The organism is Streptomyces synnematoformans (genome assembly GCF_039531005.1).
Classification (GTDB): Bacteria; Actinomycetota; Actinomycetes; order Streptomycetales; family Streptomycetaceae; genus Streptomyces; species Streptomyces synnematoformans.
The window spans coordinates 1-18,321 of sequence record NZ_BAAAPF010000127.1 but is presented as its reverse complement, the minus strand read 5'-3'; the positions used below and the strand labels follow the sequence as shown (position 1 = coordinate 18,321).

Here is an 18,321-nt window from a genome sequence, read left to right as displayed (position 1 = left end):
CCCGCCCGCCGCCCCGCGCCGCCCCGCACCGCCTTCGCCTGCCGGGTCGACGCGGCGGACGCCGCCGAGGCCGCCGCGCTGCCCGCCCTGCTCCGCAGCCTCGTCCTGACCAACCCCGGCGTCTGCGCGGACTTCCTCCTCCGCCACGACGGCCTCCCGGACGACGTCCTGGCCGCCGCCCGCCGGCTGCACCCCCGCATCGTCGACGTGCCCACCGGCGACGGCGCGGTCCACGACGCGTACGACGACGTCATAGAACTGCGGCCCGGCTGGCTCATAGCCGCCGACCTCGCCGTCCTCCGCGACCCGCCCGACGCGGCCCGCGCCCGCTACGACCTGACCGACGAGCAGTTCTGGCGCGCGTACTGCACCCTCCCCGCCCACCGCCAGCACCCCGAGCTGCTCCTCCACTACGCCCCGCCGCTGCTCCGGCTGCGCCCCACCCCCGACCTGGCCCGCCGCGCCGCCCTCGCGCTGCGCGAGACCGGCGCGTACGAGGAGGCCGTCGAGGCCCTGGCCGCCGCCCGGCCGCAGGCCAACCAGCCGCGCTTCCACGACGCGATGGGCGCCGCGCTCATGGCCGTCTCCCGCTACGACGAGGCCGAGACCCACCTGCTGCTGGCCGCCGCGGCGCCCGAGCTGGCGGCGAAGTCGTTCAGCCAGCTCGCCCGGCTGGCCTGGCTGCGCGGTGACGAGGAGCGGTCGAAGGCGTACGCGCGCGAGGGCCTGGACGCCGAACCGACCAACCGCACCTGCAAGGCGCTGCTCCGGGGCGGTTACGGGTTGCCGGAGTTCGCGCCGCCCACCGGCGCGGAGGCCGTCGTCTCCACGCAGCTCGCGCACGCCGCCGCGTACGCCACCGGCCAGGAGAACGCCGGCGACAAGGTGCTCCCCGAGGCCGTGCGGCTCTGCTTCGGCCCCGACCCCTCCGCGCGCCGGTGGCACCCGGTCCCCGTGCACCGGCTCTTCGACGAGGAGGCGCTGGCGGAGGTCAACGCGCGCCGCGGCCTCGTCGTCGGCGGCGGCGGCCTGTTCCTGCCCGACACCTGGCCGAACGGCAACAGCGCCTGGCAGTGGAACGTCCCCGACGCGCTGCTGGCCCGGATCGACGTGCCGCTCGCCGTCTTCGCCGTCGGCTACAACGTCTTCCCCGGCCAGTCCTACCGCCGCGGCCGCTTCCGCGAGAGCCTCGCGGCGCTGGTGGAGCGGTCCGCGTTCTTCGGGATGCGCAACCGCGGCTCGGTGGAGCGGGTGCGCGAGCTGCTGCCGGAGCGGCTGCGCGACCGGGTCGCGTACCAGCCGTGCCCCACCACCCTGACGCGGCTGCTCCAGCCGGGCTGGGACGACGAGGCCGTGGAGCGCGCCGACACGGTGCTGGTGAACTGCGCGTACGACCGCGCGGGGAGGCGCTTCGGCGACGGCTATCCGCGGTTCCTGGACGCCATGGCGCGGGCGGTGCGCGCCCTGCGCGAGCGGGCGGACGTGCGGGTGGCCGCGCACATGACGGCGGACGAGCAGTTCGCGCACGACCTGCGCCGGGAGCACGGGATCTCGCTGCCGGTGGAGGCGCTGTACGAGCGTACGAACGACGAGATACGCACCGCGTACCGGCGCACGCGCCTGGTGATCGGGATGCGCGGGCACGCGGGCATGATCCCGTTCGGCTGCGGCACGCCGGTGCTGAGCCTGGTCTCGCACCCGAAGCTGGCGTACTTCCTGGCGGACATCGACCGCCCCGAGTGGGGCGTGCGGGTGGACGACGAACGGCTGGCGGAGGTGCTGACCGAGCGGGCGGGCGCGGTGCTGGACGACCACGCGGCGGCGGTGGCGGACGTGCGGGACCGGCAGCAGGTGCTGTGGAAGGTGACGCGGGACAACCTGGCGGAGCTGCGGACGACGTTCGGGCTGGAGCGGCGGCCGGGGGCGGGCGCCGGGGAGTAGGCGCGACCGGACATTCGGTACCGACCTGGGATACATGTTCGATGCCGTGTTGAACAAGCGACCCGGGGGTCAGTACCGTCGGTGTGCGTGGATGCAAACGAGCGAATCCGGGCGAGTTTTGCCCGAGTTGAACGCAGAGCAGATCATGTTGCCAAGTACTTCTATTCGCATCTGTTTGCCCGCAATCCGGGGGTCCGGGACCTCTTCCCCACGGACATGTCCGAGCAGCGCGACCGCCTGTTCGCCGCCCTCACCCTCGTCGTGCAGCGCCTCGACGACCCGGACCTGCCCCGCTACCTGACGACGCTGGGACGCGACCACCGCAAGTTCGACGCCCGCCCCGAGCACTACGCGGCGGTCGGCGAGAGCCTGATCGCCGCGCTCCGCTTCGGCCTGCCGAACACCTGGGACGAGGAGACCGAGCAGGCGTGGCTCGGCGCGTACAAGATCCTCTCGGACGCGATGATCAGCGGCGGCGAGGAGGCCGACAGACAGCGGGCGCCGCGGTGGTGGGACTGCCGGGTGGTGACCCGCCACCCGGCCGCGCCGGGCGTCACGGTCCTCACCCTCCTGCCCGACCGCCCCCTGCCGTACGCCGCGGGGCAGTTCGTGAGCGTCTCCGCCCCGCAGGTGCCGCGGGTGTGGCGCCCGTACTCGATCGGCTGCGCCCCGCGCGCGGACCGCACCGTCGACCTGCACGTCAGCCGCGTCGAAGGCGGCCTGCTCAGCCCGCTGTTAGTGGACGGGGTCGCCCCGGACGACACCCTCCGTCTGGGCGCCCCCGCCGGCGCGTCCGTCCTCCCGGAGCGCGCCGGCCGGCCGGTGACGTTCATCGCCGCGGGCACCGGCTGGGCGCCGGTGCGGGCCCTGCTGGAGGACATGGTCCGGCGCTGGGCGCCGACGCCGGCCCGGCTGTTCCTGGTGGCGCGCAGCCCCGCGCACGTGTACGACCCGGAGGCCGTCGAGGCGCTGCGGAAGCACCACTCGTGGGTGGACGTCACGGTGGTCACGCCGGAGCGCGGCGAACGCCGGGGCGCGGTGGCGCGGCGCCTGGAGGCGGCGCTGGCGGCCCACGCGGACTGGGCGGAGCACCGGGTGTACGTCTCCGGTCCTGCGCAGTTCATCACGGACCTGCGGGAGCTGCTGCAGGGGTACGGAACGCCGCCCGGGCAGATCTCGTACGATCACGTGCCGGTCCCGGAGCGCCAGGCGCGGGAGCCGGGGCACGCGTCGTGGTTCCTGCACCCGTCGCAGCCGCAATGGATCAACCCGGCTAACCGCTGAGGGCCGCGCCCGCCGGCCGCATCGGCCGAGCACACGCCGGGGGCACATGCACTTCACCATTGGAAAGCCAACCGCGCCGTTCCCAGTGAGAACACGCTCGCCGACGAAGACGGCCTGTCCCGCCTGACCGTCCGCCGGGCAATCGACGTACTCACCGAAGAGGGACACCTCTACGCGGTAGCGGGGCGCGGTACACACGTGACCGGCTCCAAGCCCGGACAGACGCCGGAGTTCGCCAAGCGCCACGGGTGACCCGCGCCCCACCGGCCCCGAGTGACCGGCCCTCGCCACACGGCGGGGGCCGTTGTCAGCACGGCACCGTTCCGGCGACTGCCTGCCGGGGTCATCACCGGTGCCAGGGGCAGCCAAGACCTCGCGCGCGGGGTGGAAGACCGCATCGCAGCGACGGGGTGCGTGCTTGTACAGTCTTCCGGCCGGAGCCGGTCGTCCGCCGGTCCACCCGACGCCTGCCGGGACCGGGCTGACCGGCCGGCGGCGCCCGCCGGCCGGCCGGGAGCCTCCCGGGCCCGCCCCCGATACGTGCCGGCCCGGGAGGCGCGTGCGCGCCCCGCGTCAGTCGTCGACGCGCGCGAACGGGGCCGGGGTCTCGCCCGTCCAGCGGTAGAGGTAGACCTCGCCCTCCTGCTTGCGCGTCCCGCCGTCGTCCACGGCCCGGCCCTCGGCCACGTAGTAGCGGCCGTCGCCCAGCGCGTCGAAGCCGTAGTTGCCGTGGAACTCCCAGCCGCGCAGGCCCGTCTCCGGGTCGTTCAGGCCCGCGTCGCGCAGCGTCAGCAGCCTGCCCTCCTCCGGCTCGGCCTGGCCCCTGATCTCGCCGCGCACCGGCTTCTTCGTGCCGTCGACGGTGAAGAACGAGTAGTTCGGGAAGCCCTCCTTCTTGCCCTTGTAGACCGCCATGATCCAGTTGCGGGTGTACGGGTCGTACTGGAGGTTCTGCACGCCGTAGGTGGTGTTGCCGGTGTACGCGAAGTACTTGCCGCCGTGCCGCTTCGGGCCGCTGCGGTGCGGGTCGGCCTGCGACAGCGGGCGCTCGTAGCGGCGCCAGTTGCGCACGTCGTACTCCAGGATCACCTGGTGGTCGTTGTCCGCGCGCCCGGTGTGGGAGTACACGCCGTAGGCGACCATGAGCTTCTGCGGCCCGCCGCGCCTGCCGAATCCCGGGCCGAAGGAGACGCCGTCGATGCCGCTGCAGCCGTAGCGGTGGTCGGGGGTGTCCGCGGTGTCGCCGTCGAAGACGCCGTCGCCGTTCATGTCGGCGGTGAAGTCCTCGACGACCTCGTCGAGGTGGACGGCGGTCATCACGCCGTCGGTCTCGGCGTTCATGCCGACCCGGTCGATCTCGTCCACGTCGAAGACCGCGATGTAGAACGCCTCTTCGGCCTTGTACTCAAGAGAGCCGTAGACGCGGCCGTCGCGGTGGTTCAGGTCGATGTCGCCGAGGTGGCCGGTGAGGCCCTCGACGGTGCCGATCACGTTGCCGTCGAGGTCGGTCTTGACCAGCATCTGCGTGAACGACCAGTAGACGAGGCCGCGCTCGGTGTCGACGGTCACGCCCTGGACGTGGCTCGTCGGCCACGCCCCGCCGTGGATGTGGGTGGGCAGCTGGGGCGGGCGCGGCTTCGCGGCGGGTGCGGCCCCGGCGGGCGCGCCGGCGGTCGCGGCGCCGGCGGGGGCGGCGGTGAGCAGGAGGGCGGGGACGGCTATGCCGGCGACGACGGCCGCTCTGGCCGTACGGAACTTGCCGCGCATGCGGGTTCCTTTCCACGGGTTATCGGTTACGCACTTCCGGATTCGCGCAGTGGAGCAGGGGGCGGCCGGCCAGGTGGTGGCCGACCTCGGCGGCGACCATGCCGGCCGCGTTGTGGGCGGTCTGGCGGCTGGCGCCGGCCAGGTGGGGGGTGAGCACGACGCCCGGGGTACGGGGCAGTCGTGAGTCTGCGGGCAGCGGTTCCACGGGGTACACGTCGAACGCGGCGCCGAAGAGCCGGCCTTCGTCGAGGGCGTCGCAGACCGCGTCGTAGTCGACGAGGGAGCCGCGGGCGCAGTTGACGAGGACGCCGCCGGCGGGCATGAGGCCGATCAGCTCGCGGGAGATCAGCCCTTCGGTACCGGGAGCGGCGCGAGCGTGCACGGTGACGAAGGCGGAACGATTCATCAGCTCGTCGAGACCGACCAGTTCGTCCGGAGCGACGGCCGCCGCGTCGGCGAAGGGGTCGGCGACGAGCACCCGGGCGCCGAAGCCGCGGACGATACGCGCCACCCGGGAACCGATGGCGCCGTACCCGACGATGCCGACGGTGCTGCCGGCCAGCTCCGGGCCGACGCTCTCGTAGCGGTAGTAGTCGCCGCGCCAGGTGCCGCCGGCCAGGTCCGCGTGGGTGGCGGGGATCCGGCGGGCGGCGGCCAGCATCAGCGCCACGGTGTGCTCGGCGGTGGCGGTGGCGTTGCGGCCGGGGGCGAAGGTGACGGCGACGCCGTGCCGGGTGGCCGCGTCGAGGTTGGCGTTGACGGGGCCGCCGCGGCTGACGCAGAACAGCCGCAGGGCGGGGCTGGCGGCGAGGATCCGCTCGGTCAGCGGCGCCATCTGCGTGACGCACACGTCGACGCCGTCGAGGGCCTCGATGAGCTGGTCCTCCGTCCCCGACGCCTCGCGCACCTCGGCCACCGGGCCGAACGGCTCGACGGGCCAGGGCAGCGTCAGCTCGCGGAACGCGGCGTCGGGCGCGACCGGGCGGAGCCGGTCGCGGAGCAGGTCGTTGGTGACGAAGTGGTCGCCGGCGGCGAGGATGACGGTCACGCGGGTACTCCCGGGGTCACGGGTCGGTTCAGCGCCAGCAGCGAGGGGGTGCCGTCGCGGAGGACCAGCTCGTTCAGGGCGCAGTTGGCCAGGTACGGGAAGATGCGGCGGTAGTCGCCGAGCGGCAGGCCGAGGAGCCGGCACAGGGTGAGCCGGATGGCGGTCGAGTGGGCGACGACCAGTATCCGGCCGTCGCCGGCACCCGCGCCGCCCGCCTCGCTGCCGCCGCCGTGTTCGGCCCGCAGGCCGGCGAGGAAGGCGGCGTAGCGCTCGACGACCGCGGCCGGGTCCTCGCCGCCGGGGAAGTGGTGGGCCACCGGGTCGGCCTCGAACGACGTCACCGCCTCGGGCATCCGCTCGCGCATCTCGGCGCGGGTCAGCCCCTCGGCGACGCCGAAGTCCAGTTCGCGCAGCCGTTCGTCGAGGCGCAGCGGCAGCCCGGCGCGGGCCGCGCTGTCCGCCGCGGTCTGCCGGCAGCGGAGCATCGGGGAGGACCACACCGCCGTCAGCCGCGCCTGCTCCGCCCAGTCGGCGAGCGCGGCAGCCTGGTCGCGGCCGTGGTCGGTGAGGTCGATGTCGGTGGCGCCGGCGTAGCGGTTCTCGCCGTGCCAGACGCTCTCCCCGTGCCGGACGAAGATGACGTTGAGGCTCAAGACGCGGTCCTCTCTCGTGCGTGGGCCGCGACGACCTCGGGCAGCCAGCCGCGCCGGGCCAGCAGGTCGACGAGCCGGACGTAGCCCTCGTCGTGGGCGGCTCTGTACGGGTCGCGGGGCTCGACGGTGCGGTCGGCCCGGACCATCGCGGCGGCGGCGCGGTCCAGGGCGCCGCCGCTCCCGTCGAGGGCGGCGGCGGCCAGGACGGCCATGCCGAGCGCCGGCTGGGCGTGGCGCGGCAGCGTCACCGGCCGGCGCAGGACGTCGGCGCGGAGCTGGTTCCACACCGGGTTGCGGGTCGCGCCGCCGGTGAGGACGACGGCCCCGGTGGCGGGGGCGCCGAGCAGGTCGGCGTAGTCGAAGCAGAGCCGTTCGACGTACGCGGCGCCCTGCAGCAGCGCCGCGAAGTCCTCGGCGCGGCCGGCCGCCGCGCGGCTGCGGAACTCCGTCGCGTCCGGGGCGACGAACGGGAACCGCTCCCCGGGCGAGACCAGCGGGTAGCGCAGCAGTCGCGCGGGCAGCAGCGGCTCCGCCGCGGCCGTCAGCCGGTCCAGGTCGGCGCCGGCGAACTCCCGCGCCACCAGCCCGGCCCCGACGCTGGACGCGCCGCCCGGCAGCCAGGTGCCCGCGGGCGACCGGTGCGAGTACATGACGCCCGCCGGGTCGCGGACCAGCTCGGCCGTCACGCCCTTGAGCACCAGCGTGGTGCCCATGACGGAGTTCCAGCTGCCCACCGCCGTGGCGCCGGAGCCCAGCTGGGCGGCGCAGCCGTCGGTCATCCCGGCGACCACGGCGGTGCCCGCGACGAGGCCCGTCTCCTCGGCCGCGGCGGCCGAGACCTCCCCGAGCACCGTGCCGGGCGGCACCAGGCCGGGCAGCAGCCCGGCGGCGATGCCGAGGCCGGCGAAGACCTCCTCGGGCCAGGTCGCCGTCGCGGCGTCGGCGCCGGTCTTGAGCGCGTTGCTGGTGTCGGTGGGCACGTCGTGGCCGACGAGCCGGCGGTTGACGACGTCGCTCTGGTGGGCCAGCCGCCAGCCGTCCGCCGCCGCCCGCGGGTGCCGGTCGAGCAGCCAGCGCAGCTTCGGCAGCCCCCAGGAGCGCTGCATCCGCCGGTAGCCGGCTCTGGTCCACCGCTCCTCGCCGGCCGCGTTGACCTGCTCGGCCTCGGCGGCGGCGCGCCCGTCGTCGTACATCAGCGCGGGGGTGACGGGGACCCCGCGCCGGTCGGTCAGGGTCACGGTGCCGGAGGTGGCGTCGACGGCCACGGCCCGGATCCGCCGCGGGTCGGCGCCCGCGGCCCGGGCCCTCCCGACCGCGGCGCACACCGCGCGCCACCACTCGTCCGGGTCCTGCTCGTGGCGTTCGCCGCGGCGCTCGCTGGTGAGCGGGGCCGCTCCGGTGCCGAGCAGCCGCCCGGCGGAGTCGGCGGCCACCGCGCGGACGCCCTGCGTGCCCAGGTCGATGCCGAGCCAGGCGTCCGGTGCCGGGTCGGTCATGCGCCGGCTCCAGCGGAGTACGCGGGTCCGCCGTCGCCGGGCGTACGCCCCCGGCCCAGCGCCCACACCGGCCGGTGCAGCTCCCGCAGCCGCAGGAACGCGGCGTAGCGGCCGTCCGCGGCGCGGTCGGGGTCCGGTTCGTACGACGCGGCGATCCGCACCTGCCGGGCCGCCGCCGTCGCGAAGTCCGGCTCCCGGCCGGTGGCGACCGCGCCGGTCAGCCACGCCCCGCGGGCGCCGATCTCGGTGTCCGCGGGGATCGCCACCGGCACGCCCGTGATGTCGGCGATCAGCCGCATCCAGAAGCGGCTGCGGGTGCCGCCGCCGCTGAGGGTCAGCAGGTCCGGCTCGGCCGGGGAGGCGGCGAGGCAGTCGCGGATGGCCAGGGTGACCCCTTCCACCACCGCGCGGGCCACGTCCGCCCGGCCGCTGTCCAGCGACAGGCCGGTCAGCGAGCCGCGGGCGGCCGGGTCGAAGAACGGCGCGCGCTCGCCGGCGGGGGAGAGGTACGGCAGGAAGCGCACCCCCGCGGTGTCCTCGGCGCCCTCCTCGGCCAGTTCCATCAGCTCGGCGGCGGAGGACAGCCCGAGCAGCCTCGCGCCCCAGTCGAGCATGTCGCCGCCGCTCATGGTCGGGAAGGCGCGCAGGTAGTGGCCGGGGACGCCGAGCGGGACGGTGATGCCCACGGGGGCGGCGGCGCCGGCCGGGCCGACGGCGGGCGGCGCGGCCGTGACGATCTCGGTGGAGAGCGTGGTGCCGAGGATGGTGCACGCGCGGCCCGCGCTCACCGCGCCCGAGCCGATGGCGGTGGCGCAGATGTCGTACGGCGCCAGCACCACGGGGACGTCCGGGGGCAGCCCGGTCGCGGCCGCGGCGGCGGGGGCGAGCGCGGTGACGCGGTGGTCGTCGTCGCGCAGCGGCGGCAGCAGGTCGCGGGCCCACTCCACCCCGTACAGCTCGAACAGCCGGTCCGACCAGGTGCGCCCGGCGATGTCCAGGAACGGGGCGGCGGCCTCCGACTCGTCCACGGCCGGCTGGCCGGTGAGCCGGTAGAACAGCCAGCCGCCGCAGGTCAGCAGGTGCCGGGAGCGGGCGGTACGGTCCGGGTCGTGCGCGCGCAGCCAGGCCAGCACGGCGTTCGGCATGCCCGTCGACAGCCGCGACCCGCAGATGCGGAACGCCTCGTCCACGGTCCCGTCGCGCTCCCACCCGGCGACGATGTCGGCGGCGCGGCCGTCGTTCCACAGCACCGCGGGCCCGGTGGGCCGGCCGTCGCCGTCGACCAGCCAGGCGCCGTCGCCCTGCCCGGTGACCGCGACGAACCGCGGCGGCGCGGGCAGCGCCGCCACCACCTCCCGTACGGCGGCGGCCACCGCGTCCCACACCTCGGTCATGTCCTGCTCGGCCCAGCCCGGGCGGGGCCGGGTCACCCGGGTCGGGCGCCGGCCGACCGTCAGCTCCGCGCCGTCCGGCCCGTAGCCGACGACCTTGACGACGGTGGTCCCGGCGTCGATCGCGATCGCGGTCATGTCCTCAGCCCCTTCCGTGTGCCTGCCGCGACCGGCGGGCCGCGGAGTCCAGGGCCACGGCGACGAGCAGCACCAGGCCCGTGATGATGAAGCGGTACGAGGAGTCGAGGTTGAGCAGCGTCAGCCCGCTGGAGATCGACTGGATGACCAGCACGCCCAGCAGCGCGGCGAACGCGGTGCCGCGGCCGCCGAAGAGGCTGGTGCCGCCGATGACCGCGGCGGCGATGGCGTTGAGGTTGACGTCCGCGGTGCCGGTGGACTGGTTCGCCGCCGCCAGCCGGGCGGCGGCCAGCACGCCGCCGGTCGCCGCCAGCGCCGAGCACATGACGAACGCGGAGGTGTAGACGGCGCGGACGTTGATACCGGCCCGGCGGGCGGCCTCCGCGTTGCCGCCCACCGCGTACAGGGACCGGCCGAACTTCGTCTTCTTCAGGACGTAGTGCACCATCAGCACCAGGGTGACGAAGAGCATGAACATCCAGGGGACGCCGCGGGTGCGGTTCAGGTAGTAGACCGTGAACAGCAGCGCCGCGGCCAGCAGCCCCGCCTGCAGCCCGAGCCACGGCATCGACGCCGACGACAGCCCGGCGCGGCGCCGGCTGCGGGCCCGTACCCAGCCGACGGCGAGGAAGCCGCCGGCCGCCGCGACCGCGAAGACGTAGGCGAGGGCCTCGGGGACGAACCACACCTGCGCGAACTTCACCAGCGGCGAGTCGTACGGGAGGTTGATGGCGTTCTGGTCGCGCAGCAGCCACAGCTGGGTGCCCAGGAAGGCCAGCAGCCCGCCGAGGGTGACGACGAAGCTGGGCACGCCGAAGCGGTTGAGTATCTGGCCGTAGAGCCAGCCGATCGCGCAGCCGCTGCCGATCGCGACGGCGATCGCCAGCGCCATCGGCTGCTCGTGCTTGACCATGACGACGGCGGTGGCCGCGGCCGACACGCCGCTCACCGAGCCGACGGACAGGTCGATCTGGCCGACCAGCAGCACGCAGACGACGCCCAGCGCGATGACGCCGAGCGGCACCATCTCGAAGGCCAGGTTCACCAGGTTGGTGCTGGACAGGAACGTCTGGTTCAGCGACTGGAAGATCGTCCAGATGACCACGATGCCGGCGACGACGGGCAGCATGCCCAGGTCGCCGTCGCGGGTGCGGCGGACGGCGGCGCGGACGGCGTCGCCGATGCCCTGGGGCGTCGCGAGCCGCTCGTCCTGCCGGTCGGCGGCCTTGCCCAGCGGAGTGTCCAGGGATGTCACGGCAGTTCCTTCTCCTTCCGCGGGCCGGAGTCCGGCCGCGGGGCTGTGTCCGTCCGCGGGTCTGCGTCCGCCCGCGGACCCGCGGATGCCCGGCGGGCCGCGCGCTGCGCGACCACGTTGTCGACCGCGCCGGTGATCGCGGCGACGACCTGCTCCGAGGTGACGGTGCGGGCGTCGAACACGCCGTTGTTGCGGCCGAGGCGGAGCACGGCCACCCGGTCGGCGACGGCGCGGACGTCGTCCATGTTGTGGCTGATCATGACGACGCCGAGGCCGTTGCCCCGCAGCCGCTCGATCAGGTTCAGCACCTCGGCGGTCTGCGCCACGCCGAGCGCGGCGGTCGGCTCGTCGAGCAGGATCACCTCGGGCTTGCCCAGCAGCGCCCGGGTGATCGCCACCGTCTGCCGCTGGCCGCCGGAGAGCGCGGCCACCGGCACGTCGAGGGTGGGGATACGGGCCGACAGCTCGCGCAGCAGCTCCCAGGAGCGGGTCTCCATGGCGACGTCGTCCAGCATCCAGGGGCGCAGCTCCTGGCCGAGGAAGAGGTTCGCCTTGACGTCGAGGTTCTCGCACAGCGCCAGGTCCTGGAAGACGGTGGCGATGCCGATGGCCTGCGCGTCGGCCGGGGTGCCGAGGGAGACCTCCCGGCCGTGGAAGGAGATGGTCCCCGCGTCGGGGGTGTACACGCCCGACAGGATCTTCACCAGCGTGGACTTGCCGGCGCCGTTGTCCCCGACGACGGCCACCACCTCGCCGGCGGCCACGTCGAGGTCGATGCCGGTGAGCGCGGCGACGGCGCCGAACTGCTTGCTGACGCCGCGCAGGGACAGCACGGTGGGCGCGGTCGGGGCGGCGGGGGCTGTCATCGTGACCCTTGTCCTTTCGTCTCCGTCGGGTTGCCGTCTCGGGGCCGCCGTCAGCTGATGCCGAGGCTCTTGCAGTCGTCGGCGTACACGCGGGTGCACACGTCCTCGGCCTTGAGCACCCCGTCGGGGCCGAAGATGACCTCCTTGAGGTTCTCCCGGGTCACGACGGTCGGCTGGAAGAGCTGGGACGGCGTGTCGAAGAGCGTGGTGTCGGCCTTGGGCTTCTCGCCCTGCATCAGGTCGTACGCGACCTCGGCGGCGGCCTCCGCGACGGTCTTGATCGGCTTGGAGATGGTGTTGAACTGGTCGCCGGCGATGATCCGCTGAACGGCCGCCAGCTCGGCGTCGTTGCCGGTGACCGGCGGGACGTCGGCCTCGGCGGCCTTGAACGCGGCGATCGAGCCGCCGCCGGTGCCGTCGTTGGCGGCGACCACGCCGGCGATGCGGTCGGAGTACTGGGAGATCTGGCCGCTGACCCACTGCTGGGCCTTCTCCGGCGACCAGTCGGGGGTGTCGTACTCGGCGAGCAGCTCGTAGCCGCTGTCGTCGACGGCGTTGTGGATGCCCTTCTTGATCAGCCCGGCGGCGGCGTCCGTCGGCGAGCCGTTGACCTGGAGGATGCCCCCCTTCGCCCGCTCCTTGTCGAGGTGGTCGACGAGCGACTGGCCGATGGACTCGCCGATCGCCTCGTTGTCGAACGAGACGTAGAAGTCGGCGGGCTTGGTGGGGATCGGCCGGTCGTACGCGATCACCTTGACGCCCTGCGACTGGGCGGTCTGCACGATGGTTGCCGCCGACTCGGAGTCCACCGGGTCCAGCACGATGACCTTGGCGCCCTGCGCCAGGGCGGAGTTGGCCTGTTGCTGCTGGAGCGCGGCGTCGCTGTCGGCGTTCTGGTAGATGACCTTGCACTCGTCGCACAGCTCGCCCATCCGCTTCTTGAACAGCGGGGCGTCGTACTGCTCGTAGCGGGTGGAGGCGAGGTCGGGCATGAGGAACGCGACCTTGCCGGCCCCGGTGCCGCCGCCCTCGCCGTCGTCACCCGCACCGCCGGGCTCCTCGGCGCAGGCCGTCAGTGCGCCGACCGCGAGGATGCCGGCGAGAGCAAAACTGGCCAGTCGTCTCATGTTCCACTCCTTGCTCGTGTCCTTGCTCATGGGCGCAGGGAAGGCGACGCACACGAAACTCGGATGTTTCATTCATGTCAACGGGCCTCAGAAAGTGAACAATCAACCCCGGTGACGACCCCCTTTGAGTGTTCGATCGGTCAGGGGTGGTTAACATCGACTCGATGGCCGTCGCGGTCGGGGGTTGTGACAGCGCAGGCAGTCGCGTCGCCATCCGTCTCACGAGCCACTCTCAGCGGTGCGTGGCGACCGGATACGGGAATGTTCACTTCACAGAAAGAGAACAGGAGTTTCCATGGGGGCAGAGACCCGGCAACCCGCCGACATGAGCGGGCGAAAGCCCCGGGAGCGGAGAGACCGCATCAAAGGCCGCGTCGTGGACGAAGGCTTCGTCCGGATCGAGCAGTTGGCCGACGAACTCGGCGTGACCCCCATGACCATCCGCCGCGACCTCGACCACCTGCAGAGCAGAGGCTGGCTCCGCAAGGTCCGCGGCGGCGCCACCGCCCAGCCCTCGACCGCGTTCCACGGCGACGTGCGCCACCGCACCCAGGCGATGACGGCGGAGAAGGACGCCCTGGCGCGCGCCGCGCTGCCGCTGGTCAGATCCGGCCAGTCGGTCATCATCGACGACAGCACGACGGCGCTGGCGCTGTCCCGGCTGCTGTCCCAGCACGCGCCGCTGACCGTCATCACGAACTTCGTCCCGGTCACCCAGGTCCTCGCCGGCAGCCCGGGCATCGAGCTGATCTCCCTGGGCGGCACGTACTACCCCGCGTACGACGCCTTCCTCGGCCTGCGCACGGTGGACGCGGTCACCAGCCTGTACGCCGACACGCTCTTCGCCTCGACGACGGCGATCACCCGCGGTCACTGCTACCACCAGTCGCAGGAGACGGTGGCGGTCAAGCGGGCCCTGATGGAGGCGTGCGCCCGCAAGATCCTCCTGGTCGACCACACCAAGTTCCGCCGCCGGGGGCTGTACCAGCTGGCGCCGGTGACGGCGTTCGACCTGGTGATCGTCGACTCGGGCATTCCGCCGGCGGACCTCGACGCGCTGCAGGCGGACGGGGTGGAGGTGCTGGTGGCGCACCCGGAGTGAGCCCGGGTCCCGCCGGCCGGCCGTTCCGGCCGCGGTCAGCCGCCGTCGTCGGGGGTGCGGTCCTCCTCCTCGTCGACGATGTGGACCGCCGCCTCCTCCGCCGAGGCCGCGGCGCCGTCGATGCCCGTGTCGGCGGCGACCAGGTCCTTCTCCGCGTCCTCGTGCGCGCCCTCGTCCGGGGCGACGAGACGGCCGGCGCGGCGGTCGCCGACCTCGTCGTCGATCAGCTCGCCGTCGGTGCCGACGGTGTCGCCGAGGCCGTTGCCGTCGGGCAGGAGGGGCGCGTCGGGGACCTCCTCGGCGAGGCGCTCGTCCAGGGACCCGCCCCGGCGCTGCTCCGCGGCGGTGACGCCGGCGTGCTCGACGCCGCGGGGCCGCTCGGGCGGCGAGTAGCCCTCGTCCAGGGGGTCGACGTCCCCGTCGAGGGTGTCCTCGGGCGGCAGCAGCCCCTCGTCGTCCTGGGCCCCGTCGCCGGGCGGGCCGGCGGCGTACGGCTGGTAGACCTCGTCGCCCGCAGCGCTGTCGTCTTCGCCGTCGCCGCCCGTCACACGTGCCTCCCGTGGAGAAGTTCCCGCTGGGGTCATCGTGGGCGGCGTGCCGGGGCCCGGACACCCGGGACGGCCCGATCGGGTGGCGGGGGCGACGGTATTGACGAGCGATTGTGGCGTTGCAATTCTCATATGACCCGATTGGGAGCGCTCCCATGGAGTGCTCACGCCCCACAACTGGAGACCCCCCATGCCCCGACCACCGCGCAGACGACGCCGGCCGGCGCTGCTGCGGGCCGCGCCGGCAGCGCTCCTCGCCGGTCTGCTCTCCGTGGCCGCCCTCCCGTCCCACGCCGCCGCCCAGGAGCCCGCGGACGCCGCCGCGCCGGCCGTCTACGAGGCCGAGGACGGCGAACTCAGCGGCGTCGTCGTGGAGTCGACCGCGCCGGGTTACTCCGGCACCGGCTACGTCGCCGGCTTCGACGAGGCGTCGGACCAGGTCACCCTCACCGTCCCCGACAGCCCCGGCGGCCTGCACGACCTGACGGTCCACTACCGCGCGCCCTACGGCCAGAAGACCGCCACGCTGCGGCTCAATGGCGAGGGCGCCGGAGACGTCACCTTCGCCGCCACCGACACCTTCAGCACCGTCTCCGCCGGCAGGGTGCTCCTGCGGGAGGGCGCCAACACGGTGACGATCGTGAACAACTGGGGCTGGTACGAGATCGACGCCATCAGCCTCGCCCCCAGCGAGCCCCGGCCGCCGCACCAGGTCTCCGGCGTTCCCGTCGACCCCGACGCCACGCCCGAGGCCCGCGAGCTGCTGGCCGACCTCACCGCGAACTACGGCGAGAACATCCTCAGCGGCCAGCAGGACATGGACTCCGTCCGGTGGCTGGAGGACAACGTCGGCAAGACCCCGGCCGTCGCCGGGCTCGACATGATGGACTACTCCCCCAGCCGCGTCGAGCGCGGGACCACCTCGACCGAGGTCGAGAACGCCCTGGCCTGGGACGAACGCGGCGGCATCACCACCTTCACCTGGCACTGGAACGCCCCGGCCGGGCTGATCGACGAGCCCGGCAAGGAGTGGTGGCGCGGCTTCTACACCGACGCCACGACGTTCGACGTGGCCGCGGCGCTCGCCGACCCGCAGTCCGCGGAGTACGCGCTGCTGCTGCGCGACATCGACGCCATCGCCGGGGAACTCCTGCGGCTGCAGGCCGCGGACGTCCCCGTGCTGTGGCGCCCGCTGCACGAGGCCGAGGGCGGCTGGTTCTGGTGGGGCGCGCACGGCCCCGGGCCCGCGAAGGAGCTGTGGAACCTGATGTACGACCGGATGGTCAACCACCACGGGCTGCACAACCTGATCTGGGTGTGGAACTCCGTCGACCCCGAGTGGTACCCGGGCGACGGGACCGTGGACATCGTCAGCGCCGACACCTACCCGCCCGTCGGCGACCACGGCCCCGTCAGCGGCACGTACGAGAAGCTCGTCGAACTCGGCGGCGACCGGAAGCTCGTCGCCCTCACCGAGACCGGGTCGATCCCGGACCCGGAGCTGCTGCGGGCGTACGAGGCCGACTGGAGCTGGTTCACCACCTGGAGCGGCGACTTCATCCAGGACGGCGAGCACAACCCGCCGGACTTCCTGGACCGGGTGTACCACGACCCGGGCGTCATCACCCTGGACGAACTCCCGGAGTGGCGTTCCGCGGGGGCCTGCTGACGGACCGGCGGCGCGTGCACGCACCCGCGGGCGCGCGCCGCGCGGCCGGCCCGGCCTTCCCGTCGCGGCGGCGCGGGCCTCACTGCTCGTCGGTCACCAGCCGCAGCGACACGGAGTTGATGCAGTAGCGCTGGTCGGTCGGGGTCGGGTAGCCCTCGCCGGTGAAGACGTGGCCCAGGTGGGAGCCGCAGCGGGCGCAGCGCACCTCGGTGCGGGTCATGCCCAGCGAGCGGTCCTCCAGCAGCTCGACGGCCGCGCTCCGCGCGGGGTCGTAGAAGCTCGGCCAGCCGCAGTGGCTCTCGAACTTCTCCGTGGAGCGGAACAGCTCCGCGCCGCAGGCGCGGCACTCGTAGACACCCTCGGTCTTCGTGTCGGTGTACTCGCCGGTGAAGGCGGGCTCGGTGCCCGCCCGCCGCAGGACGCGGTACTCCTCGGGCGACAGCTCCGTGCGCCACTGCTCGTCCGGCTTGTCGACCTCGTACGTCATGTCAGCCCTCCAGTCGGGACAGGATCCTCGGTCCCAGCTCGGTGACGTCCCCCGCCCCCATGGTGAGAACGAGATCGCCGGGCTTCGCCATTCCGGCGACGAGGCCGGGGACGGCGGCCGGGTCGGGCGCGGGGGTGACGTCGGCGCCCCGGGCGCGCGCCGCGTCGATGATGATGTCGCTGGTCACGCCCGGGATCGGGTCCTCGCGGGCGGGGTAGATGCCGAGGACGACGGCGGCGTCCGCGAGCGCGAGTGCATGGCCCATCTCGGCGCCCAGCTCGCGGGTGCGCGAGTACAGGTGGGGCTGGAAGACCACGAGGATGCGGCCGGGGCCGCCGTCGTGGCCGTCGTCGGCGGCGGCCCGTACGGCCTGGAGGTCGGCGGTCATCTCGGTCGGGTGGTGCGCGTACGTGTCCACGACCCGCACGCCCGCGGCGGTGCCCCTGGTCTGGAGCCGCCTGCCGACCCCGGTGAACGACGACAGCGCCGGCGCCAGCTCCGCGGCGGGCACGCCGGCCGCGGAGCCGGCGGCGAGGGCGGCGACGGCGTTGTGGGCGTAGTGGCGGCCGGGGACGGAGACGCCGAAGGTGTGCTCCGCGCCGTCGAGCAGCACGGTGACCTCACTGGTCAGGCCCTTGGGGGTGACGCCGAGCACGCGCGCGTCGGCGTCGGGTGACTCGCCGTAGGTGACGGTGCGCACGCCGCTGCCGGCCAGCCGCCGGGTCAGCTCGCGGGCGCCGGGGTGGTCGGCGGAGACGACGAGGGTGCCGCCGGGGACGATGCGGGCGGCGAACGTCTCGAAGGAGGCGTAGACCTCCTCCAGCGAGGCGTAGTTGGCGTGGTGGTCCAGCTCGACGTTGAGGACGACGGCGACCTCGGGCGCGTACGTGTGGAAGCTGCGGTCGCTCTCGTCGGCCTCGGCGACGAAGACCTCGCCGAGGCCGTGGTGCGCGTTGGAGCCGGGGACGTCGATGTCGCCGCCGACGGCGTACGACGGGTCGCGGCCGAGGGTGCGCAGGGCGACGGCGAGCATGGCGGTGGTGGTCGTCTTGCCGTGGGTGCCGGCGACGGCGACGGGGCGCAGCCCGTCCATGACGGCGGCGAGCGCGTCGGAGCGGTGCACGACGGGCAGGCCGCGCTCGCGGGCGGCGGCCAGCTCGGGGTTGTCCTCGCGGATGGCGGAGGAGACGACGACGGCGCTGGCGGCGGGGTCGAGGTGCCCGGCGGCGTGGCCGAGGTGCACGACGGCGCCCAGCTCGCGGAGGGCGGCGACGGCGCCGGACTCGCGGGCGTCGCTGCCGGCGACGGCGGCGCCGCGCTGGGCGAGGATCTTCGCGATGCCCGACATACCGGCGCCGCCGATGCCGATGAAGTGCGGACTCTCCAGCGTGGGCGGGATCCCCGGGGTCATGTGGTGTGCGCTCCTTGGGCTCGGTTGGGACGCGACGATTCTTCCATCCCGCGACGGCGTTCCGGGCCGGGCACCCCGCCGGCCCGGCGGTCCGGCGACCCGGCGGCCCGCCGCGGGCGCGCCCCGGGCCCCGGGCGG

Annotated in this window: 15 protein-coding genes and 1 pseudogene; 5 read left to right on the top strand and 11 right to left on the bottom strand. The window is 74.2% G+C overall.

From position 1 onward, the window contains the following. The 3 genes and pseudogenes from ABD317_RS19260 to ABD317_RS37855 form a co-directional block, all read left to right on the top strand. Positions 1–1,941: polysaccharide pyruvyl transferase family protein (locus ABD317_RS19260; protein WP_344291186.1), on the top strand; the 1,941-nt coding region annotated here is incomplete at its 5' end. A 216-nt stretch (positions 1,942–2,157) separates the two neighbouring features. Next, positions 2,158–3,225, top strand: a complete 1,068-nt coding sequence (locus ABD317_RS19255; RefSeq protein WP_425582393.1) for a globin domain-containing protein — start codon at positions 2,158–2,160, stop codon at positions 3,223–3,225. A 69-nt stretch (positions 3,226–3,294) separates the two neighbouring features. Continuing rightward, positions 3,295–3,477, top strand: a pseudogene (locus ABD317_RS37855) (GntR family transcriptional regulator); the annotation flags it as partial. Positions 3,478–3,798: 321 nt separating this feature from the next. On the opposite strand, the gene ABD317_RS19250 reads toward ABD317_RS37855, so the two are convergent. Genes ABD317_RS19250 through ABD317_RS19215 form a run of 8 tightly spaced genes read right to left on the bottom strand, consistent with a single transcriptional unit; the run spans position 3,799 to position 12,966 of the window. After that, positions 3,799–4,992 (bottom strand): hypothetical protein, encoded by a 1,194-nt coding sequence (locus tag ABD317_RS19250; protein WP_027755652.1) that lies wholly within the window; start codon positions 4,990–4,992, stop codon positions 3,799–3,801. A gap of 19 nt (positions 4,993–5,011) precedes the next feature. Then, entirely contained in the window at positions 5,012–6,040 is a 1,029-nt protein-coding gene (locus tag ABD317_RS19245; RefSeq protein WP_344291184.1) for a 2-hydroxyacid dehydrogenase, read from the bottom strand. Beyond that, a complete protein-coding gene (locus ABD317_RS19240; protein WP_344291183.1) occupies positions 6,037–6,693 on the bottom strand; it encodes a histidine phosphatase family protein in 657 nt (218 codons plus the stop codon). The genes ABD317_RS19245 and ABD317_RS19240 overlap by 4 nt, the downstream gene beginning before the upstream one ends. After that, complete coding sequence (locus tag ABD317_RS19235; protein WP_344291182.1) at positions 6,690–8,189, bottom strand: FGGY-family carbohydrate kinase; 1,500 nt, start codon at positions 8,187–8,189, stop codon at positions 6,690–6,692. Before ABD317_RS19235 ends, ABD317_RS19240 begins: the two co-directional genes overlap by 4 nt. Continuing rightward, positions 8,186–9,718 carry an FGGY family carbohydrate kinase gene (locus ABD317_RS19230; RefSeq protein ID WP_344291181.1) on the bottom strand — a complete coding sequence of 511 codons (1,533 nt, stop codon included), beginning with the start codon at positions 9,716–9,718 and terminating at the stop codon, positions 8,186–8,188. Before ABD317_RS19230 ends, ABD317_RS19235 begins: the two co-directional genes overlap by 4 nt. A gap of 4 nt (positions 9,719–9,722) precedes the next feature. Further along, complete coding sequence (locus tag ABD317_RS19225; RefSeq protein ID WP_344291180.1) at positions 9,723–10,973, bottom strand: sugar ABC transporter permease; 1,251 nt, start codon at positions 10,971–10,973, stop codon at positions 9,723–9,725. Then, entirely contained in the window at positions 10,970–11,839 is an 870-nt protein-coding gene (locus tag ABD317_RS19220; RefSeq protein ID WP_344291179.1) for an ATP-binding cassette domain-containing protein, read from the bottom strand. The genes ABD317_RS19225 and ABD317_RS19220 overlap by 4 nt, the downstream gene beginning before the upstream one ends. Before the next feature lie 50 nt (positions 11,840–11,889). After that, positions 11,890–12,966: an ABC transporter substrate-binding protein gene (locus ABD317_RS19215; protein WP_344291187.1), complete on the bottom strand. Its 1,077-nt coding sequence runs from the start codon at positions 12,964–12,966 to the stop codon at positions 11,890–11,892. A 325-nt stretch (positions 12,967–13,291) separates the two neighbouring features. Here ABD317_RS19215 and ABD317_RS19210 point away from each other — a divergent pair, with 325 nt between their 5' ends. Next, positions 13,292–14,068, top strand: a complete 777-nt coding sequence (locus tag ABD317_RS19210) for a DeoR family transcriptional regulator (protein WP_027755660.1) — start codon at positions 13,292–13,294, stop codon at positions 14,066–14,068. 35 nt (positions 14,069–14,103) lie between these two features. On the opposite strand, the gene ABD317_RS19205 is transcribed toward ABD317_RS19210, so the two are convergent. Continuing rightward, positions 14,104–14,616: a DUF5709 domain-containing protein gene (locus tag ABD317_RS19205; RefSeq protein WP_344291178.1), complete on the bottom strand. Its 513-nt coding sequence runs from the start codon at positions 14,614–14,616 to the stop codon at positions 14,104–14,106. A 190-nt stretch (positions 14,617–14,806) separates the two neighbouring features. On the opposite strand from ABD317_RS19205, the gene ABD317_RS19200 reads away from it, so the two are divergent. Beyond that, a complete protein-coding gene (locus ABD317_RS19200; protein ID WP_344291176.1) occupies positions 14,807–16,285 on the top strand; it encodes a glycosyl hydrolase in 1,479 nt (492 codons plus the stop codon). 79 nt (positions 16,286–16,364) lie between these two features. Here ABD317_RS19200 and msrB read toward each other — a convergent pair whose 3' ends face one another. Together msrB and murC are read right to left on the bottom strand one after the other, a co-directional pair. After that, entirely contained in the window at positions 16,365–16,772 is a 408-nt protein-coding gene (gene msrB / locus ABD317_RS19195; RefSeq protein WP_344291174.1) for a peptide-methionine (R)-S-oxide reductase MsrB, read from the bottom strand. A gap of 1 nt (position 16,773) precedes the next feature. Then, complete coding sequence (gene murC, locus ABD317_RS19190; RefSeq protein WP_344291173.1) at positions 16,774–18,183, bottom strand: UDP-N-acetylmuramate--L-alanine ligase; 1,410 nt, start codon at positions 18,181–18,183, stop codon at positions 16,774–16,776. Between the last annotated feature and the right edge of the window lie 138 nt (positions 18,184–18,321).

Coding starts and splice junctions, on each gene's coding strand:
- ABD317_RS19255 (WP_425582393.1), top strand. CDS start 2,158: ATGTCCGAGCAGCGCGACCGCCTGTTCGCCGCCCTCACCCTCGTCGTG.
- ABD317_RS19250 (WP_027755652.1), bottom strand. CDS start 4,992: ATGCGCGGCAAGTTCCGTACGGCCAGAGCGGCCGTCGTCGCCGGCATA.
- ABD317_RS19235 (WP_344291182.1), bottom strand. CDS start 8,189: ATGACCGACCCGGCACCGGACGCCTGGCTCGGCATCGACCTGGGCACG.
- ABD317_RS19230 (WP_344291181.1), bottom strand. CDS start 9,718: ATGACCGCGATCGCGATCGACGCCGGGACCACCGTCGTCAAGGTCGTC.
- ABD317_RS19220 (WP_344291179.1), bottom strand. CDS start 11,839: ATGACAGCCCCCGCCGCCCCGACCGCGCCCACCGTGCTGTCCCTGCGC.
- ABD317_RS19215 (WP_344291187.1), bottom strand. CDS start 12,966: ATGAGACGACTGGCCAGTTTTGCTCTCGCCGGCATCCTCGCGGTCGGC.
- ABD317_RS19210 (WP_027755660.1), top strand. CDS start 13,292: ATGAGCGGGCGAAAGCCCCGGGAGCGGAGAGACCGCATCAAAGGCCGC.
- ABD317_RS19200 (WP_344291176.1), top strand. CDS start 14,807: ATGCCCCGACCACCGCGCAGACGACGCCGGCCGGCGCTGCTGCGGGCC.
- msrB (WP_344291174.1), bottom strand. CDS start 16,772: ATGACGTACGAGGTCGACAAGCCGGACGAGCAGTGGCGCACGGAGCTG.
- murC (WP_344291173.1), bottom strand. CDS start 18,183: ATGACCCCGGGGATCCCGCCCACGCTGGAGAGTCCGCACTTCATCGGC.